Genomic DNA, 19,314 nt, shown 5'->3' on the forward strand with positions numbered 1-19,314 from the left:
TTTGAGATAAAACCTCATTAACTGTAAACAAACAATGCGCTGTAAAAAAAGTTTTTATTTTTTATAAATTATTTGAATTAAAAGTATCGCCCTGTCTAATATCTCCTGTTTCGAAGCCTTTTTTAAACCAATACATCCGTTGTGCAGAGGTACCATGGGTAAAAGAATCTGGCTGAACATCACCAGTGGCCTGTTTCTGCAATTTATCATCGCCTATGGCATTGGCAGCAGTTAATGCTTCTTCTATATCTCCTTCATCCAATTTAAAATCTTTAAGATTTTGAGCATTATGTGCCCAAAGTCCAGCAAAAAAATCGGCTTGTAACTCTAATTTCACCGATAAACGGTTATATTCTTTTTCGCTCACCTGGCCACGTGCCTGATCTAGTTTTTCCGAAATTCCCAATAAATTTTGAACATGATGGCCTACCTCATGTGCAATTACGTAAGCCTGTGCAAAATCTCCGGCAGCACCGAAACGGTTTTTTAAATCATCATAAAATGATAGATCGATATAAACTTTATGGTCGCCAGGGCAATAAAATGGCCCTACGTTAGCCCCTGCATTGCCACAGGCGGTTTGCACTGCTTCTCTAAATAGTCTGAGTTTAGGATACTCATACTGCTTGCCCATCGCCTGAAATTCTTTATCCCATACTTGCTCGGTTGATTCCAATACACCCGCTACAAACTGTGCCTGTGGATCATTAGCCGGCACGCCCTGCTTAACTTCTTCTGTTCCTGCAGTAGCCGGGAGTTGACTAACCAAGCCAGTTAAATCTTTGCCAAAAATTAGGCCGAGCACCACGATTATTATACCTACACCGCCACCGAGGATGGTTTTCCCACCGCCGCCGCTTCTTCCGTCTTCTACATTATTACTGCCTTTACCAAACCATTGCATAATTTACTTTTTTAGTTTAATGTATAACCTTAATTCCGGGACAATTGTTATACTAAAGTATAAATTATTTTTATTGATTTGTCCATTCACATTTTTGACAAAAAAAAGCCAAGTTTAAAACCTGGCTTCTGATATTATCGTCTTTTATTCCCTGAAGAATATACTAGCTATTAAAAACAGCGATTGCCTTTGCAATCCTTGCTTTAATTTCTGCTATACCCAATAGTACAGCAATATCAAAAACACCAGGCCCAAATTTACCGCCCACCAGCATAATGCGGAAAGGCAACATCAATTCGCCTGGTTTAAAGCCTTTTTCTTCGGCCAAGGCTTTAAAAGCCGCTTCGGCAGATCCCGCATCAGTTAATGTTAAACGATCAGCAAAAGCATTAAAAAAATCAGCTTTTTCGGCTGTCCATTTTGGTTTTACCGAGTTTACATCATATTCTGCCGGCGAAGTAAAAAAGTAACTGCTCTGTGCCACAAAATCAGGCAATAAGGTACAGCGACCTTTAATTAAATCAATAATGGTATTTAAATAAGCATCATCGTTTATTTCAATGTCAACTTTTTGCAACTCCGCTTTAACGCTTGCCGCCAAGCGCGCTGCGCCCTGCGATTTAATCCACTCATGGTTATACCATTTGGCTTTTTCAAAATCGAATTTAGCCCCTGCCTTACTTATTCTTTCTATCGAGAATTTTTCTTCCAGCTCTTTTAACGAGAATAACTCCTGGTCGGTACCATCATTCCAGCCTAAAAGTGCCAGCATATTGATAAAAGCTTCGGGCATAAAACCCATTTCTTTAAATCCTTTGGTTACATCGCCAGTTTTAGGATCGGTCCAGTTCATGGCGTAAACCGGGAAACCTAATCGATCGCCATCGCGTTTACTTAATTTTCCATGTCCATCTGGCTTTAAGATTAAAGGTAGATGGGCCCATGCAGGCATCTCCGCTTCCCATCCTAAATACTTCCAAAGTAAAATATGAACCGGTGCAGAAGGCAACCATTCTTCTCCCCTAAAGGCATGAGTAATTTCCATCGCCTTATCATCAACCACAACGGCTAAATGGTAGGTTGGCATTCCATCAGCTTTTAATAATACTTTATCATCAACCAACGAGGTTTCGAAGCTTACATCTCCACGGATTAAATCGTTAAAATGTACAATTTCGTCGCTTGGTACTTTAATACGGATAACATGCGGTGTTTTGGCCGCCAATAAATCTTCAACCTCGCTAATGGTAAGGGTTAAAGAATTGCGCATCTGCATACGTGTGGCCTGTCCGTATTGGAAATTTGGAATTTCTTTACGTTTGGCATCTAAATCTTCCGGGGTATCGAAGGCGTAATAGGCATAACCATCGCTAATTAACTGTTCGGCAAATTTACGGTAGCTGGGTTTGCGCTCGCTTTGGCGGTACGGGCCATAAGCTCCGGGATTACTCGGACTTTCATCTGGTGTAATGCCGCACCAGTTTAAACAGTTAACGATATATTCTTCAGCGCCTTCTACAAAGCGGTTTTGATCGGTATCTTCTACACGAAGTACAAAAGTTCCATTATTTTTTTTGGCAAATAAATAATTGAACAAGGCAGTGCGCACACCACCTAAATGCAAACCTCCGGTGGGGCTTGGGGCAAATCTTACTCTAACTTTCTTATCCATGATTAAGCAAAGAGCAGGGAGTTATCGGCTTAGAGCCATGGTGCAATCCATGCTCAATGCGCCATGCACTATGCTCGGCACAAAGATATGTTTTTCATCCATTTTATAGTGTTTCATCTGTGATGAAGCTATTATGCAATCGAAATGATTGCTTTAAGGTTTTTGAAAAAGCATAATGGTTTTATGTTTTTTCCGTTTTGTTATTGTAATTTGGCTAGCTAAAGCATGAATCCTTATCAAAAGAAACGCCGCTGGAAGTTTTTCCTTCTCATTTTTGCCATCTTAATTGGCATTGCATCCGTATTTTACACCGATTCTTTTGTAAAAAAAATGGAACGCGAAGAGGCCGACCAGTTTCATCTATGGGTGAAAATTCAGGAACGGGCCATGTTTCTTTACGATAATGACGATTATCGTGTAATTGTAGAAACGGTACGTGCAAATACCAAAACTCCTGTAATCTTGATCGACTCTGCAGCAACGATTACTTCTTTTTTTGGTTTAGACAGCACTAAAACCAATTACCCCGTTGCAGATCCTAAACTCACTTACGATAGTTTATATTTTGTACGGCAGTTAAGACAGATGAAAGCGCAGCATCCACCTGATGAAATGAATTTTTTGGGAAAAAAATTTAAGGCCTACTATCGCGATTCATTCATTTTAACACAGTTGAGGTATTTCCCATACATCCAAATGGGCGTTATCTTCCTTTTCCTTTTAACAGCTTATGCAGCATTCAGTTCGGCCCGGAAAGATGAACAAGACCATGTTTGGGTAGGTTTGGCTAAAGAAACCGCTCACCAGCTGGGTACGCCAATATCATCACTCATGGCCTGGACGGAACTCATGAAATCGAAATTTGATGCAGAAGATGATCCGTTGATTGCCGAAATGGAAAACGATATTAAGCGTCTGGAAATTATTACCGACCGTTTCTCGAAAATCGGTTCTAAACCTATACTCGAAGATCATACGGTTTACATTGTAATCAGCGATTTTATACGCTATTTTAAAGTACGCACCTCAGATAAGGTTAAATTTAGCATTACCGGCGATGAGCAGGTAAGGGCCATGTTAAACGTTCCATTATTTGATTGGGTAATTGAAAACCTTTTAAAAAACGCAGCAAACGCAATCGAAAACGAAGGGTCGATCTCAATCAACATTATAGAAAATTTAGCCAAAGAACAGGTGTTTATTGATGTGAGCGATACCGGGAAGGGTATTCCGAGATCTAAGTTCGATACGGTTTTTCAACCAGGCTATACTACACGCAAACGCGGTTGGGGTTTAGGTTTATCGCTTACCAAACGTATTGTAGAAAATTACCACAGTGGAGAAATTTTTGTAAAAGACTCTGAACTGGGTAAAGGCACAACTTTTAGAATAATATTAAAAAGCAGTTTAAGATATGAACCGACCACAGCCTAACGAATATCCAACTTGGGGCGAAACCTATATCAGTAAAGTAGATCGAGATATTTTCGAAATTTTAAACGATCAGATGCTAAGTCTGCCGGCCTTGTTTAGAGCAAACGCCGATAAAGCTGATTATGCCTATGCTGAAGGTAAATGGACACTAAAAGAAATGTTAGGCCATATTATTGATGCCGAACGTGTTTTTGCCTTTCGTATTACCTGTTTTGCCCGCAAGGAACAACAGCCTTTACCAGGTTTCGAGGAAGATGACTATGTAACCAATGCCCGCTTTGCCGAGCGAGATCTGGAAGATCTGATTGAAGAATTTATTGCACTTCGTAAAGCCAATTTATACCTTTTTAAATCTTTAAACGAAGAGGAACTGAACAGAAAAGGAATTGCTTCGGGCAGGGAAATTAATGTAAAATCTATTTTATTTATTGTGGGTGGCCATATTATCCATCATGTTTACATTTTAAAAGAACGTTACCATGTGGTTTAAAAACTTTAGGGTTGACGAGCTGAACGACCGCCCTAAAAATCATTTAGGTGCGCTGCTCGATATCCGCTTTACTGAAATTGGTGAAGATTTTATTATCGGAACCATGCCTGTTGATGAACGTACACATCAACCTGCAGGGATTTTGCACGGCGGCGCCTCGGTGGTTTTGGCAGAAACCTTGGGCAGTATTGCTTCTTATATGTGTATAGATCCTGGGAAGTATGTTGCTGTTGGTTTAGAAGTAAACGCCAACCATTTAAGGCCGGTAAAAAGTGGTTTGGTAAAAGGCATTTGCAAACCTTTACATATTGGGGCCAAAACCCAGGTTTGGGAAATCAAAATTTATGATGAACGTGGAAAGATGAACTGCATTAGCCGTTTAACCGTAGCGATTATTAATAAGCCGCAGTAGATGTGGTGTCAGATGTTACCATCTGACAGTTACTCAAATCTAAAAGCATGAAACTCCAAGGATGGAATTAAGTTTTTGTGTCAGATGGTAACATCTGACACCACAAGAATCAAGAGAAGTCAAGTTTTTATAGCGATGTGGCCATTAAACTTGACTTCTCTGATATTAAAGCATTTTATTGCTATCCAGCCATTTCTTCTCTACAAGGTAAGAAACAATTAAGCCCAATCCGCCGAAAATCCCGATGCAACCAAAGTAAATGGCTACCGATTGTCCTTGCTCACTACGCGTCATGTCGCTGCCGAACACTCCTCTAACTGTAAATAGTGCTACCAGCAGGCCGATTCCTAAACCAACCAAAAGCAAACCGAACTTTAAACTTAAAAACGGTTTTGGTGTAGCCTTATGCACACCCGGATCGATTCCCCTTTCGATCATTGCCATTTTCTCTTTGTTTGATAGGTAGCGGATTCCGAATACCATTGCGAATGCACCTAAAAAAAGTGAGATTGGGACTAATATACCTTCCATGATTATAATTTTTTAATTTGTAAATATTCTATTGTTTAAATTGAACCGTGTTCTGTGTATTATGACTACATACTTTTTAATCAGGTTACACCCTTGCTGAAAAAAAATCGATAGCTTTATCAAACATTAAAAATTCCCTTGTACAGTCAGTTAAAAAATATAGAAATCTTTAAGCCGCTCAGCAATGAAGCTTTAGAAAAGTTAGCTGCTGTTTCTAAGCGGGTAGAACATCAGAAAGGAACGATTTTAATCTATGCAGATAAAACAGAGCCTTTTTTCTATATCCTCGAAAGTGGCATTGCCAGAGCCTATTCTGACGGAAAAAACCAACAGATAACCTTTTGGTTCGGACAAAGTGGTGCCGTTCTTTTTTCTTTTAACAGCTATATTAATAATAGCCCTGGTTACGAAAATATTGAGCTATTGGAAAACTGCAGTTTAATTCAAATCAGGCTAACCGATCTTTTTTTGCTTTACGATCAACATTTAGAAATTGCCAATTGGGGCAGAAAAATTGCAGAACAGGAGTTAATTGCTACTGAAAGAAGATTAATAGACCGGGCTTTTAAAGGGGCTGCAGAACGTTATCAGGATTTTGTAAATCAATCTCCCGAACTGATTAAAAGAGTAGCCTTAAAACACATTGCCTCATACCTGGGTGTAACACAGGTTACCCTGAGCAGAATAAGAGCAGCTCATAAATAAATTCATTTTTTAACATTTATAAAATGTTGCCTGATAAATGCACCTTAAATTTGCAGAAACACATTTATCATGAACTGGATTACCTTAATTATTGCTGGCCTTTTCGAAGTTGGCTTTACCACCTGCCTTAAATTATCGAACAATTTTTCGAATATAAAATGGAGTACGGCTTTTTTTGTCTGTATTATTTTGAGTTTCTTATTGCTAAATAAAGCAACCCAAACTTTACCCATGGGAACTGCCTATGCTGTTTGGACGGGTATCGGTGCCGTAGGAACAGTAATTATCGGAATTTTTTATTTCAATGAACCAGCAACCTTCTGGCGGATATTTTTTATTTGTACGCTTATAGGATCAATTGCAGGATTAAAGTTTTTCGCTTCACATTAGCGAGCGCTTGCGAAGTTTACCAAGCCTAAAGCGTAGGCCAAACTTCGAAAGTTTAGCCAGGGCATAAAATTCTTTCGGAGCGCAAAGCCTGCATAAGAAACCAGCCTGGTTCCTGGGTACCGCTTCACCCGGGGCTAAATGGCTAAAACAGCATTTCATTTTTAGGGTTTTCAAGGCGCCAAAACTTTGTGCGTAAACCTGATGGCAGCGGCAGCCCCGAAGTATGAGGGCTACAGCGAACAGCAGGACTGCAATCTCCAATGAAAAACTGCCCTTTCATTTCCAAAAAACCCAGAAAAAATAAATTACCCCATCGCCAGCAGATTCTTCGTAAACTCAGAATGACAATAAAAATTATGTTTCACGTGTAACCTCCTTATCTTTAATGTAGTCTTACAGCTAAACATGGAGCAAAAACCTACAGATTTAGAGCTGATCCAAAAAGTATTGAACGGCGAAACCGATCAGTATGCTTTGTTGGTAAAGCGCCATCAGCGATTTGTATTTACGCTTGCTTTAAGGTTTTCGAAAAACAGGGAAGACGCCGAAGAAATTGCTCAGGATTGCTTTGTAAAAGCATATAAAGCATTGGGTACCTTTAAACAAACAGCTAAATTTAGCACTTGGCTGTACACGATAACGTATACTATGGCAATGACTTTTTTAAGGAAAAACCGTTTAGATACTACGTCAATACATGATGAAAGTACCATTTTACAGCTCGAAAACCACACCTCAAGCTTTAACGCAAATGGCTATGAGCGGCAGGATAGCCATGCTTTTTTAAATATTGCCATTACCCAGCTTTTACCGGATGATGCTGCTATTATTACCCTATTTTATAAAGGCGAACAGAGTTTAGAAGAAATTGGCGAAGCACTGCACATGGAACCCAATACGATAAAAGTAAAGTTGCATAGGGCCAGGCAAAGACTTAAAGAAAAATTACAATATTTGTTAAAAGATGAAGTAAAGGAGTTACTATGAATACAATAGAACAACAGCTTTGGGATTATATTGATGGGAATTTGGATGATGCTTCAAAAAAAGCCATCGAAGAAAAAATTGAATCGGATGCCGAACTTAAATCGCAATACGAGGATCTGCTAAAGCTTAATTTAGTTTTCGATGGGCTCGATCTTGATGAACCTTCTATGTCTTTCAACAGGAATGTAATGGAAAGTGTTGCCTTAGTTCCTGCCCCTATCGCGATGAAAACAAAGGTAGACAAAAAGATCATTTACAGCATTGGGGGCTTTTTTGTAGTCTCGCTACTCGCCTTATTGGCTTATGTATTTTATAACGCTAACCTCGAAATGCCACAATTCGATTTGAAGGTGAATTTCGATTTCAATTTAGAGAAATACATTACACCTACGGCAATTTATGCCTTTCTTTTTGCAGATCTGGTGATCGGATTAATTTTTCTAGACCAGTTTTTAAGGAAGAATTTGCGCAGAAGTAAGAACGCTTAAATAGCTCCCGCAGATCAAATTGATTTACGCAGATTTATGCTCATCTGTGCTTTTCCCGAAATCTGCGGGAACTCAGCAAGGTAAATGTTACCCCAAGGTTTTTAAAATCTCTAGTCCCTTTCTCCACTTACCAAATCCGGCATCTGCATTAATATGGCCAGCATTACCGATATTAATAAATTCACTGCCCCAATTTTCGGCAAAAAATTCAACCCTTTCTATTGTTACCCATTCATCATTTGAACTGGCTATAACAATGGTTCTAAAGTTTATTTTATCCAGCGGTACATGATCGAAACCCACCGTTGAGAAGTTATATCGGGGAGCTTCCAAATCACTCGGTGCAACGAGTAAAGCTCCTTTAATTTTCTTTTGATATTGTTTTGCCCAATTGGCAATTGCGGTACAACCAAACTATGACCAATTAAAATCACATCAGCCAAATTATAGTTAGCAACGGCCTGATCTATTGTTTCAATCCAATCTTTACTGGCGGGTGTATCCCATTCCCGCTGATTAATTCACATAACATGATCTCCGGATTTTTCGAAATGCGTTTGCCAGTGATCTGCGTCTGAATTACCCAGACCAGGAACAATAAAATAGTAGGTCATAAAAAGTGAGAATAGATCCTGAATGAATTCAGGCAGCGAAAAATAAAACAAAAAAAGGCCGCCATCGCAAGAAAGCAGCCTTCTCTGTAAATATGATAAATAAATTAAATTACTTTCACATTAACGGCATTTAAGCCTTTTTTACCGTTAGCAACTTCGTACTGTACTTTGTCGTTTTCACGGATTTCGTCGATAAGACCTGTTGAATGAACAAAAATTTCGCTATCTCCATTTGCAGGTACGATAAAGCCAAAACCTTTAGTTACATTGAAGAATTTTACTGTGCCTTCTTGCATTGTATTAAATATTAAAATTAAGTATGCAAGGTAAGTTTTAATTTTTAAAATCAAAATAAATTTTAACATTTTTTTAACGTTAAAATTTTGTAAATAGCAGATTACTAAGGCTTTTTAATTGCCTTCCCAATTATTGTTAAAGTAATTTCACTATTATGCGGAATCCCGAGTGTTGTACCGGGAGCTACATCAAAAAGGTTTCTAACATAGACATCTGCTATCCCCTGAGCCACCTTTTTTTTAGCTTCAACGTTCTCGGGAAGCACATTATAAATCGTTTTTACGTGTATCCTTCCCTGAAAGTCTATCACCGCTGCAACCTGGTAAGCGAAATCTTTATAAGCCCGATCTATCCGGATAATATACTGCGGAAACATATAATCGTAAGCTTCGGTCCTGTTATTGGCCCGATCAACCGTACTGATTTTTTCTACCCTTACAATTTTACTTTTTGGTATAAACTGAACCGGATCTGTTGCGGCAAAAGCACTATCGCTATTCAAGTTAACTTTCGCAGCACGCTTCTCTATAAAAGCAGTATCGGCCTTGCTTGGTTTTTGCAGATCGGCAGCCTTGGCCTTCAATTTGTTTTTAATATAATCCTGCGCGTAAAAAGTCATATTTACATCCGAGCGAACATCTGAAGCAATTACATTTCCATCAACCTGAATCCGCTGAAAAACCAAACTATCCTTACTGATGTGTTTTACTTTAAAAAATTCAGCAGCAAAATTATATACATTTCCGTGATCGTACTGCATGTAGAATTTTTGCATTCTTTGCTTCTGTGGACTCCAGGCCGACATGGTATCTTCTTTAACCACTTCAATAATCCAGGATGGTTTTTGCATAAAACCTTCCGTATTAAAAGAAAGTCCGCTTTTAAACCGGCGTTTTACCTCTTGATAACGGATGCCTTTTACTGGCTCGAAAGTAAAATCTCTTAAAGTTGGGTCGCTGGTTTTAGAGCCAAACTTACAGGCAGAAAGCATCAGCACAAAAAAGAAAAAGTATATGGTATTTTTAATCATTTCAACAAAAATCTTTGGCTAAAATAAGTTTTTTTAACCAGAGCTAAACATGCTGTTATAGATACAGGTTTATATAGTCGGAATTTTTTAATAAATACAGCTTGAGTTTTTCAGCAGACCCTATTTAAACGGCGATTACAAAGTTTATACAATTGTGTCGCCGCACGAACTTCGGGAGTATAATACCGATATGATCGCCATTCCTTTGGATTTCTCGACAGTAGATATAAAACTGTCAACAAATATAAATAATTTGGGGTTTGATATTGGCCAAGCTGCTAGCTCGTTACTTTCAGATCAGCTCGGTAAGCATTCGAAGTTGATAAAGGAACAATTATCGGTGCTGTAAAATGGGATAATCAATGGAAATCAATAAGGATAAATTTTAAAATGAAAGACTAACAAAAAACTATGAAAACAAGACTATTTTTATTAGGATTAACACTGTTTACAGCAAGTATCGTTAAAGCCCAAACAATTACCAAACAAGAAAAAGGATACTTCAATCTTACGGAAATCGGTTATACAGGTGGAAATCATACTTATGAGGTACAAGTAACCCCAACTAAGTACGATGGTGGAACTTCTGGGGCTTATGCCTTTAGTTTAAGAAATATTAATGGTATGTTTTTAACAAATCAAATATCGGTTGGTGTAGGTCTGGGTTTAGAGAATTATACTGATAATGATAGTTATTCGACTAACAACAACCTATTTCAGTTATTCTTGGATGCCAGATATTACTTTAAAAATCAGAATAAAACATTCTTTGCTTATGGTGATGCAGGAACCGGATTGAAAATTGATGATAATTTTCGAAAAGGCACAATGTTTAATCTGGGGATCGGGTACAAATTCAAAGTTGCTCCTAAAACAGGTATGACCGGCAGCTTGGGTTATAGTGACCAAACTATTAAAGGCGATCCTTTAATAACTAAAAATCGTTATTACGGAATTGCTGTCAAGGTTGGATTATTGTTCTAATCGGAATAAACTTTAAGTACCTATAAAAAAGAGGTTGTATCATAAATATAGATTTGTCATCCTGAGCCTGTCGAAGGACCCACTTAAATACGCTTTAAGGTGTTTCGACAGGCTCAACATGACCGCATCTAAGTTGAAATCGCCTTTTTGATACACTCTCTTTTAATTTTGAATGAGTGAATTAGAGAAGGAGTCAGTTTGGATGCCGAACAACCTAACATTCAATCTTTCTATCATTCAATCATTTATTTCTTAGGATCTAAAATATCTTTAATTCTGATATTCAAATCGTCATAATGTGCTTTGGTAATGGCATCACCTGCTGCTGCTCTGGCTTTTGTAGTAGCCAATAAGGTTTTTAACTCTGCTCTAACCAATGGTCTGATATCAGATAAACCAACATTGATTGGCGTTAAACCGTAACTTGCTGCATAATCTACAGGGAATCCAACAGGAAGCTCTGCGTCTTTGGTCATTAAATCCTGTAAACGGTCTACATAAGCACGTTGTAAATTACGTTTAAATGCATCTGCTCTTCCTGCAACAAAAACCGACGACCTTAAGTCCGTAAATAATTCAGGTAAGGTGTATGCTTTTGCTGCACCGTTTTTAGTTTCGTTATCTAACAAACGAGCAATACGCGAAGCGGATAATAAATTGCCTAAAGTATTTGCTTGAACGCTTTTAATGCGGTTTAACAATACACCATTATCAAATTTACTAAGTTGATCATTGCTGATTAACCAAAGTGGGGTAGTAAATAATTGTTGATTGAAGAAAGCAATAGCTTCTTTTTGCTTTGCTTTAGGCAAATAGGCGTAAACTGGCCCCTTTTGCTCATAGGTTTTAAAGTTTTCGCTTAATCCACCAACGTTTGTTGCCACATGTCCCATATAACGGTTAAACTGGCCAACAATTTCGGTATAGATTTCTTTTAAATCGCTATAGTCTTTACCTTTTTGATAGGTCCATTTTTCTACGTTAGGCAAAATACGTTTTAAGTTGGCAATCCCATAAGTACTTGCTTTCATGGCATTGTCGCCCAAATCTTCGCTCTGCAAACGAGGATCTAATGAAGTTCCCTGACGGCCATAGAAATACAAAGGATTACCTGCATTTTTCAATGTCCACTGGTCTAATATTTCTTTTTCCTGTTCTGCAGTTTTGTTTCCAGGAATCCAAGAATAACCCCATTTCACTACCCATTTATCGTATTCTCCAATTTGCGGATGAAGTTTGGTTACACCATCGCCAGGTTGAGCGATATAGTTAAAACGCGCATAATCCATAATAGATGGTGCCGTACCATGTTTATCTGTAAATGCTTTTGAACGTAATGAATCAACCGGGTAAGCATAACTCGAGCCAAAGTTGTGTGGTAAACCTAAAGTATGACCAATTTCGTGTGAAGAAACAAAACGGATTAACTCGCCCATTTGCGCATCGCTAAATTTAGCTTTACGAACTTCAGGATTAATGGCTGCCGTTTGCACAAAATACCAGTTGCGCAATAGGTTCATTACATTATGGTACCAACCAATATGCGTTTCTAAAATCTGTCCGGTACGTGGGTCGCTAATATGCGGACCGTAAGCATTGGCAATATCTGATGCAAAATAGCGAACAACTGAATACCTGGAATCTTCTACACTGAATTGAGGATCTTGTTGAGGTGTTGGCGCTTCTTTACCTATAATGGCATTTTTGAAACCTGCAGCCTCAAAAGCTACCTGCCAATCGTTAATCCCCTGGATTAAAAACGGCACCCATTTTTTAGGCGTTGCAGGGTCGATATAAATTACAATCGGTTTTACCGGTTCTACCAGTTCACCACGTTTATAGGCATTGGTATCTTTTGGTACCAAATTCCAGCGGTGAATGTAAGCTGTACGCTCTGCCTTTTGTGCGTTGCTTCCATAATCAATTTGAGATTGACCAAAAAAACCAACTCTGCTATCCATTATTCTGGCTTTTACAGGGGTTTTTGGCAATAATAACATCGACGTATTGAATTCGAAAGTAACTGCACCATTACTGTTATCGGTTGGAGATTCTGCTGCTCGGTATGTTTTAGCTGTTTTTACTTCAACATTAATAGGGAAAGTTTTTACCGTATCGATATAAGAACGTGTTGCATCGTACATGGTAACTTTATAAGCCTTACGGATCTGGTCGGTAGCACCGATTGCCATTACATCACCGTTATAAAAATCGGTCACATCAATTACAACACCTGTAGTATCTTTATTATAAGCTTTAATTTCAAAGCTGGCTAAGATCTGTGCAAGATTAGAATTTTGTACCGATTCGTACATATCGCTGTTCGGATCGGCCTTTGTTGAATAACTTGGTACACGGATGTAAACCTGTTTGCCTCTACGCTCCCATTTCCATACCTGCTCATTTAATTGTTCCCCGCCATATTGCTGGTTGCCTACTTTAACGTCTGCGGGTACTTTGGCCAACCGGGTAACCACAAGCATTTCGCGGTTGATCATCGAATCTGGTATCTCAAAATACCATTTATCGTCTACCTTGTGTGTTTTGAATAAACCGTTTGTTGTTCTGGCTTTTGCGGTAATTACTTCAGAAAATGGCTTAATTCCTTCTTTTTTTGGTGCTGCTGTCGGGGTTGCCGTTGGAGCCCCAGGAGTAGCCCCTTTTGTCGTTTTAGATTTTTTCTGGGCATATACCGAACCTGATCCGGCTACACCAAGTGCTACGATACCTGCGAGGGCAAATACCTTAAAGTTTTTCTTCATGTGTATATAAAAGTTAGTTTGCTTGGCAATAAGAGGTTAAAGTTAGAACCTTGTTACACGACAATTCTTTTGTAACCGGAAAATTACGCTTTTCAGATCCTCTTTTCAAGGCGAACTACTTTAAAATAGACTTGATTATCCCTAAAAATCTCAAAAATTACATTTCTATCTGCTTTTGATTTAAACATTTCAGTAAGTTCATTTAAAGAGTAGGCATCTATACTTTTGAAATTTACCCCAATAATTTCATCATAAGGGCATAGTCCTGCTTTTTCTGCTGGACTATTTTCGTCTATTTCACCAATCAGAACTCTTTTATACTCTTTCTGATCGAGGTAAAGCACCATACCTACCATATCGTGTTCGAAAGGGGTTTTGCTTAAACCATTAGGCTTAACATAAATAAAACCTCCCTGGTAGTTAAACTGGATATTAAATTTCCGCAGCAAATCCGCTCCGACGTTACCGTTACGTTTGGATAAATCGATCTTATTCGCTATACTCTTAAAATCAGGGAATCCTGCAACAACATCTTTAAAAACATAGCCGCCTACATTAAACTTGTCTACACGGCCAACATATCCCTTAATCTGGCCGCTAAGGCTCATCCCTAAATTTGCTTTGATCTTTTTTTCAGGTAGCGGGAATTCGGTTCCATGGAGCATTTCGAGCGACAAAGCATGGCTGGCTCCTGTGTCCATTAAAAACCTGGCTTCAACGGTTTTACCGCCAGGAACATCAACAGTGCCTAAAATATAAGGTTTCTGATTCTCAATCTCAATGGGTATTTTTTTGCCGCGGTATTTAATTTTGGCATCGTGATCATAAATAATCAGCCTATTTTCATTATATCTTATATCAACAATAAAGCTGTTAAAAAAACTGAAGCCCAGCAAGCCGTAAATTTTCAGTCCCAAATGCCCCGACAGGTTAAAGAGATCTTCTTTTAAGATTGCCGTAGGTATATTCGCAATGCTTGTACTGCCTACCTTAACATCCAGACTTTGAGAAACATAGGCTTCAACTGTTTCAATGCCCAAGCCAGATACTTTAATTTTACGGAGTTTACTAAAATTCAACGAATCGATAATCGATGGATCGGTAATAATCATCGGTCCAACTCCTGTATCAAGAACAAAATCATACGGCCCCTTACCATTTACATACAGCGGGATAACCATTAGGTTTTTGATGCACTTAAAAATAATTGACTGTTTTTGCCGGTTTCTTTTAAAAAGGAACTCCTGGCCAAACCCAGAAAAAGCAAGAAATACCAACCCCAAACAAATTGTTAGTTTGCGTAAACAGATTATTACACCAGGGTTATATTTGGTTAACATTAAACTAAATTTAATAAATTAGTTGATAATTATGTCCCCTAAATTTAGAACATGTTTCCCTTAAAAAATCATAATTTTATTTTTCTTGCATTTGCGCTATCTATTTGTTTGTTAACAAGTTGCTCAACCAATAAAATCATTTCAAAAAAAGTAGCTAAAGAATTTAAAAATTCGCAGGTAATTAAACAATATCAGGTTGGCTTCGCGCTTTACAATCCTGCAGATAAAAAAATGGTTTTTCAGAAAGATGCCGATAAGTATTTCACCCCAGCATCTAATACCAAACTTTATACCTTTTTTGCGAGCTTAAAAATGCTGCCAGATTTAATGCCTGCTTTAAAATATATTGAACGGAATGACTCATTGATTTTTTGGGGAACCGGAGATCCGGCTTTTTTACAGTTTGCAGTAAAAGACAAATCGGCTTACAACTTTCTTTTGGCATCGAATAAAAAGCTGTTCTTTTCTCCAGGACGATATTCGGGCAGTTTTTTTGGCGATGGCTGGTCGTGGGATGATTACGATTATTATTATCAGCCAGAAATTACCGAAATGCCGATTATGGATAACATGGTTACTTCTACTTATGCTGGTCCAAATAAAATCAATATTGAACCGAAGGTTTTTGCGTCCTGTTTCGAAATAGATTCTACAAAAAAGACGGGCAGCTTTCAGGTAAGCAGAGATTTTTTAAGCAACCGCTTCCATTATCCTGCTGTTTCAGCGCAACCAGGCTACAATCAGCAAAATCCATATAAAACCAGTGCACAGGTTACTGTCGAAATATTAGCAGATACCCTGCACAAACCTGTCGGAATTATAAACTTAAAAATACCATCGTATGCTAAAACTTTGTCGGGCGCAAAGCGTGATTCGGTTTTAAAACACATGATGCTACCCAGCGATAATTTTATCGCCGAACATTTGTTATTGGTTTGCTCCAATCAGATTGGCGATACATTGAGTACAACAAAAGCCATTGATTACATTACGAAAAACTACCTTTCTTTTCTGCCTGATAAAGTAAAGTGGGCTGATGGATCTGGTTTGTCCCGTCAGAATTTATTTACGCCACGTGATAATGTATACCTCCTTGATTCCATTTACAGGTTGGTAAACAATCCGGAAAAACTTTTTGGTCTGCTGCCAGCAGGCGGTAAAAGTGGCACATTAAAAAATGCTTACCCCAAAACCGACAAACCTTTTGTTTTCGGAAAAACAGGTTCGCTCGGTGGCGTTCATAATCAAAGTGGGTATGTACTCACAAAAAAGGGCAAAACATATATTTATTCTTTCATGAACAACAGTTTTGTAAAACCAACTGCCGAGGTACGTGCAGAAATGGTGAGGATAATCACTTATATACACAATACTTTTTAAGCATATGTAACATCAAATAACACATGACCCATGAAAAAATCCTACTTATTGATTGGTATTTCTACCCTGTTTATCATATCATCTTGTAAGAAAAATGACCCCATAACCGATCCCACAGAACCTCCCATCCCTACTACACCGTATGTACCCGACAATAGCTTTAAAATTATAAGCTATTTCCCAAGTTACCGAGATCCGGCCGGGGTTGCCGATTCGAAGTTCAAAATGATTACGCACCTCTTTTATGCTTTTCTAAATCCCAATACCGATGGAAGTTTAGCAGCATTAGAACAACCCGGCCGATTTACAACCGTAATGCAAAAAGCAAGGGCAAATGGCGTTAAAACAGGCATTTCGATATCAGGTACGAAAAGTGTTTTTGTAACCATGGCGGCATCTGCAACGGCCAGAAACCTGTTCGTAAAAAATGTACTAACTTTTGCCAAAACAAATAATCTGAACGGCGTAGATGTGGATTGGGAATATCCAAGCACCAGCGATGGATCTGCAGATAATTATGTGCTGTTAATGAAAGAGCTTTCAGATTCGCTACACAAATACCATAAATTTTTAAGTGCGGCCATAACCCCTGGCGTATACGCCGGCAGTATTCGGGATGGATTAAAATCGGAAGTTTTTCCTGCTGTAGATTTTTTTAATATTATGGTGTATGATGGCATTGGCTGGGACAAAAATGAGCCTATACAACATGCGTCCTATAACATGGCCGTTGCCAGTTTAAATTATTGGTTAAGCACCCGCGGTATGCCAAGAGAGAAAGCCGTTTTGGGTATTCCGGCTTATGGTAAAAATGCCAATAACTCGGCTAAGGCCTATCGCGATTTTGTAACAGCGGGGGCTGATGTAAGTTTAGATAATGCATTAATTGATGGCGTTCAATTTTACTTTAATGGAACCATAACCACCAAGAAAAAAGCTAAACTCGCTAAAGATATTGCAAATGGAATCATGTTCTGGGAATTCTACCATGATGACAATGGCGATAAATCTATTATCCGTGCTGCAAATGATGAGCTTGGACGAAACTACAATTAATATGAAGCCTAACTTTAAATCGATTGATCAACCTTTTTCTAACCACATAAATATTGAAGGAAACACCTATTTATATTTTGGGGGAACGGCTTATTTGGGCATTCCTAAAAATCAGGACTTTATTAATCTGTATATCGAAGGGATTAAAAAATTCGGTTTAAACAACGGAACAAGCCGTACCAACAACATTCAGCTTGGCATTTATGATGATGCTGAAAAAGTAGCAGCAGCACGGCATGGAGCAGAAGCTGCGCTAATTACTTCAAGCGGATATTTAGCTGCGCAGCTTACCGTTAAGGATTTATCCAGATTAGGGAAAGTAATTTATGGCCCTGCAGCACACCCCGCACTTTGGTTGGAAGAAAATCAAACCAAAAACATAAAGTTATTTCGAGATTGGGAACAGGAAACGATTGAAAGAATAAACTCATCTGAAGAAAAAACCTGGATTTTGATTAGTAATTCCATGAATAATCTTGTACCCGAAATTTATGACTTCAACTTTTTAAAAGAGACCCACAAGGATAAAAGTATAATCCTTGTTGTTGACGATTCTCATGGAATAGGCGTAAACAATGATGGTATGGGTGCCATTGTAAATCTTCCCAAACAAGAAAACATCGAAAATGTAGTGGTTGCCTCTATGGCAAAAGCACTAGGGGTAGATGCGGGTATTGTTTTGGCCTCCAATAAAATAATCAATAAACTTAAAAGTACAAATACCTTTATTGGTGCTTCTCCACCAAGTCCCGCCGCACTTTATGCATTTATCCATGCTGAAGATATATATATAAAGACCCTAAATAACCTGAAAAACAACATGGCAATGTTTGAAGGAGTTTTAAATCTTACCTGGAAACACGAATGGGATTTCCCTGTGTATCTACCGGGTGATGTAAATTTTTCACAACGCCTTCTGCAAAAGCAGATCCTGATTTCGTCTTTCCCTTATCCAAATCCTACAGACGAAACTTTAAACCGTATAGTGCTTTCTGCCTGGCATGAAAAGGAGGATATTGAAAAGCTAATCGCGGCCATATCTTTTTAAGGCTTTTCTTATCCAATTAATTTTTGAATATTTATAACATGAAAAAACTGCTTGTATTACTGTCGTTAACACTTCTCTTTGCCAACATAATTTCTGCACAAACTACCACAGTTTGGATTGTTAGGCACGCAGAGAAAGATAAATCGAACCCACAGAATACCAACCCTAATCTCTCTGATGAAGGAAAAGTAAGAGCGGGAGATTTAGCAACTTACCTAAAAAAGGTAAAATTTGATGTTGCTTTTGCCACGCCAACAAAAAGAACGCACCAAACATTGGATTCATTAGTAATTCCGAAGGTAATCGATTATAAGGATATTAAATCGCTTGTAGACAGCATTAAAACCAATTATATTGGCAAAACCATTATTGTGGCAGGCCATTCTAATACCGTGCTCGAGATTATTGAAGCTCTTGGCGGCAAAAAGCCCAAAGAGGAACTAACAGATGATGATTACGATTACATTTTTGAACTAGCTGTAAAAGAGGATAAAGCGAAGGTAAAAATGGAACAATACGGGAGGCCGCATCATTTGTAGTTTGTGATGTCGGGTATTACCACCTGACATCACGAAATATCAAGCCGAAAGATCCTGAAACAAGTTCAGGATGACGATCACGATTGATTAATGACCATTAAGGAGTTAAGAAAATTAAGATTTTACGCGTTGGCATTGAGATTGCTTCGGCTCGCTCTTATCCAGCCTCGCAATGACGAATTATGCCAAGGTATGCTCCTAGCCCAATGAACTAATAACTATTGAGAAGTTAAGAAAATTAAGGTTTTAAG

At 38.4% G+C, this 19,314-nt stretch carries 19 protein-coding genes and 1 pseudogene; 12 read left to right on the forward strand and 8 right to left on the reverse strand.

Features of this window, described 5'->3' with window-relative positions; all coding sequences use genetic code 11:
* Nucleotides 1–61 precede the first annotated feature (61 nt).
* Nucleotides 62–904 (reverse strand): KPN_02809 family neutral zinc metallopeptidase, encoded by an 843-nt coding sequence (gene ypfJ / locus AW17_RS01265; RefSeq protein ID WP_029274267.1) that lies wholly within the window; start codon nt 902–904, stop codon nt 62–64.
* A gap of 163 nt (nt 905–1,067) precedes the next feature.
* Nucleotides 1,068–2,576: a glutamate--tRNA ligase gene (gltX, locus tag AW17_RS01270; RefSeq protein ID WP_029274268.1), complete on the reverse strand. Its 1,509-nt coding sequence runs from the start codon at nt 2,574–2,576 to the stop codon at nt 1,068–1,070.
* Nucleotides 2,577–2,801: 225 nt separating this feature from the next.
* Between gltX and AW17_RS01275 the strand changes: the two genes are divergently transcribed.
* Genes AW17_RS01275 through AW17_RS01285 form a run of 3 tightly spaced genes read left to right on the forward strand, consistent with a single transcriptional unit; the run spans nt 2,802 to nt 4,912 of the window.
* Nucleotides 2,802–4,010 carry a sensor histidine kinase gene (locus AW17_RS01275; protein WP_029274269.1) on the forward strand — a complete coding sequence of 403 codons (1,209 nt, stop codon included), beginning with the start codon at nt 2,802–2,804 and terminating at the stop codon, nt 4,008–4,010.
* Nucleotides 3,991–4,500 (forward strand): DinB family protein, encoded by a 510-nt coding sequence (locus tag AW17_RS01280; protein WP_029274270.1) that lies wholly within the window; start codon nt 3,991–3,993, stop codon nt 4,498–4,500. Before AW17_RS01275 ends, AW17_RS01280 begins: the two co-directional genes overlap by 20 nt.
* Nucleotides 4,490–4,912 (forward strand): hotdog fold thioesterase, encoded by a 423-nt coding sequence (locus AW17_RS01285; protein WP_029274271.1) that lies wholly within the window; start codon nt 4,490–4,492, stop codon nt 4,910–4,912. Before AW17_RS01280 ends, AW17_RS01285 begins: the two co-directional genes overlap by 11 nt.
* Nucleotides 4,913–5,077: 165 nt before the next feature.
* Here the strand turns inward: AW17_RS01285 and AW17_RS01290 are convergent, their stop codons facing one another.
* Nucleotides 5,078–5,443 carry a DUF6249 domain-containing protein gene (locus tag AW17_RS01290; protein WP_029274272.1) on the reverse strand — a complete coding sequence of 122 codons (366 nt, stop codon included), beginning with the start codon at nt 5,441–5,443 and terminating at the stop codon, nt 5,078–5,080.
* Nucleotides 5,444–5,581: 138 nt separating this feature from the next.
* Here AW17_RS01290 and AW17_RS01295 point away from each other — a divergent pair, with 138 nt between their 5' ends.
* From AW17_RS01295 to AW17_RS01310, 4 genes are all read left to right on the forward strand, one after another.
* The gene (locus AW17_RS01295; RefSeq protein WP_051691566.1) at nt 5,582–6,148 is read left to right on the forward strand and encodes a Crp/Fnr family transcriptional regulator; all 567 of its coding nucleotides are present in this window, start codon (nt 5,582–5,584) and stop codon (nt 6,146–6,148) included.
* Between the two features lie 69 nt (nt 6,149–6,217).
* Nucleotides 6,218–6,538: a DMT family transporter gene (locus tag AW17_RS01300; RefSeq protein WP_029274274.1), complete on the forward strand. Its 321-nt coding sequence runs from the start codon at nt 6,218–6,220 to the stop codon at nt 6,536–6,538.
* A gap of 405 nt (nt 6,539–6,943) precedes the next feature.
* Nucleotides 6,944–7,525: an RNA polymerase sigma factor gene (locus tag AW17_RS01305; protein WP_029274275.1), complete on the forward strand. Its 582-nt coding sequence runs from the start codon at nt 6,944–6,946 to the stop codon at nt 7,523–7,525.
* Nucleotides 7,522–8,013, forward strand: a complete 492-nt coding sequence (locus AW17_RS01310; protein WP_029274276.1) for an anti-sigma factor family protein — start codon at nt 7,522–7,524, stop codon at nt 8,011–8,013. Before AW17_RS01305 ends, AW17_RS01310 begins: the two co-directional genes overlap by 4 nt.
* An 87-nt stretch (nt 8,014–8,100) precedes the next feature.
* On the opposite strand, the pseudogene AW17_RS25305 reads toward AW17_RS01310, so the two are convergent.
* From AW17_RS25305 to AW17_RS01325, 3 genes and pseudogenes are all read right to left on the reverse strand, one after another.
* A pseudogene (locus tag AW17_RS25305) lies at nt 8,101–8,627 on the reverse strand (RBBP9/YdeN family alpha/beta hydrolase).
* 104 nt (nt 8,628–8,731) lie between these two features.
* Nucleotides 8,732–8,923, reverse strand: a complete 192-nt coding sequence (locus AW17_RS01320; protein WP_025141747.1) for a cold-shock protein — start codon at nt 8,921–8,923, stop codon at nt 8,732–8,734.
* 104 nt (nt 8,924–9,027) lie between these two features.
* Nucleotides 9,028–9,954, reverse strand: a complete 927-nt coding sequence (locus AW17_RS01325; RefSeq protein ID WP_029274278.1) for a hypothetical protein — start codon at nt 9,952–9,954, stop codon at nt 9,028–9,030.
* A gap of 411 nt (nt 9,955–10,365) precedes the next feature.
* Here AW17_RS01325 and AW17_RS01330 point away from each other — a divergent pair, with 411 nt between their 5' ends.
* A complete protein-coding gene (locus AW17_RS01330) occupies nt 10,366–10,938 on the forward strand; it encodes an outer membrane beta-barrel protein (RefSeq protein ID WP_029274279.1) in 573 nt (190 codons plus the stop codon).
* A 245-nt stretch (nt 10,939–11,183) separates the two neighbouring features.
* Here the strand turns inward: AW17_RS01330 and AW17_RS01335 are convergent, their stop codons facing one another.
* Both AW17_RS01335 and AW17_RS01340 read right to left on the reverse strand, forming a co-directional pair.
* Complete coding sequence (locus AW17_RS01335; protein ID WP_029274280.1) at nt 11,184–13,700, reverse strand: zinc-dependent metalloprotease; 2,517 nt, start codon at nt 13,698–13,700, stop codon at nt 11,184–11,186.
* Between the two features lie 92 nt (nt 13,701–13,792).
* Nucleotides 13,793–14,881 carry an aspartyl protease family protein gene (locus AW17_RS01340; RefSeq protein WP_167343633.1) on the reverse strand — a complete coding sequence of 363 codons (1,089 nt, stop codon included), beginning with the start codon at nt 14,879–14,881 and terminating at the stop codon, nt 13,793–13,795.
* 267 nt (nt 14,882–15,148) lie between these two features.
* Between AW17_RS01340 and AW17_RS01345 the strand changes: the two genes are divergently transcribed.
* The 4 genes from AW17_RS01345 to AW17_RS01360 are packed head-to-tail and all read left to right on the forward strand — an operon-like array spanning nt 15,149 to nt 19,063.
* On the forward strand, nt 15,149–16,420 hold the full coding sequence (locus AW17_RS01345; RefSeq protein WP_245234985.1) for a D-alanyl-D-alanine carboxypeptidase: 1,272 nt from the start codon (nt 15,149–15,151) through the stop codon (nt 16,418–16,420).
* A gap of 30 nt (nt 16,421–16,450) precedes the next feature.
* Nucleotides 16,451–17,476 (forward strand): glycosyl hydrolase family 18 protein, encoded by a 1,026-nt coding sequence (locus tag AW17_RS01350; protein ID WP_051691569.1) that lies wholly within the window; start codon nt 16,451–16,453, stop codon nt 17,474–17,476.
* 1 nt (nt 17,477) lies between these two features.
* Complete coding sequence (locus AW17_RS01355; protein WP_029274284.1) at nt 17,478–18,524, forward strand: aminotransferase class I/II-fold pyridoxal phosphate-dependent enzyme; 1,047 nt, start codon at nt 17,478–17,480, stop codon at nt 18,522–18,524.
* Nucleotides 18,525–18,562: 38 nt separating this feature from the next.
* Nucleotides 18,563–19,063, forward strand: a complete 501-nt coding sequence (locus AW17_RS01360; RefSeq protein WP_051691570.1) for a phosphoglycerate mutase family protein — start codon at nt 18,563–18,565, stop codon at nt 19,061–19,063.
* Nucleotides 19,064–19,314: the final 251 nt, after the last annotated feature.

The organism is Pedobacter borealis DSM 19626 (genome assembly GCF_000708285.2).
Classification (GTDB): domain Bacteria; phylum Bacteroidota; class Bacteroidia; order Sphingobacteriales; family Sphingobacteriaceae; genus Pedobacter; species Pedobacter borealis.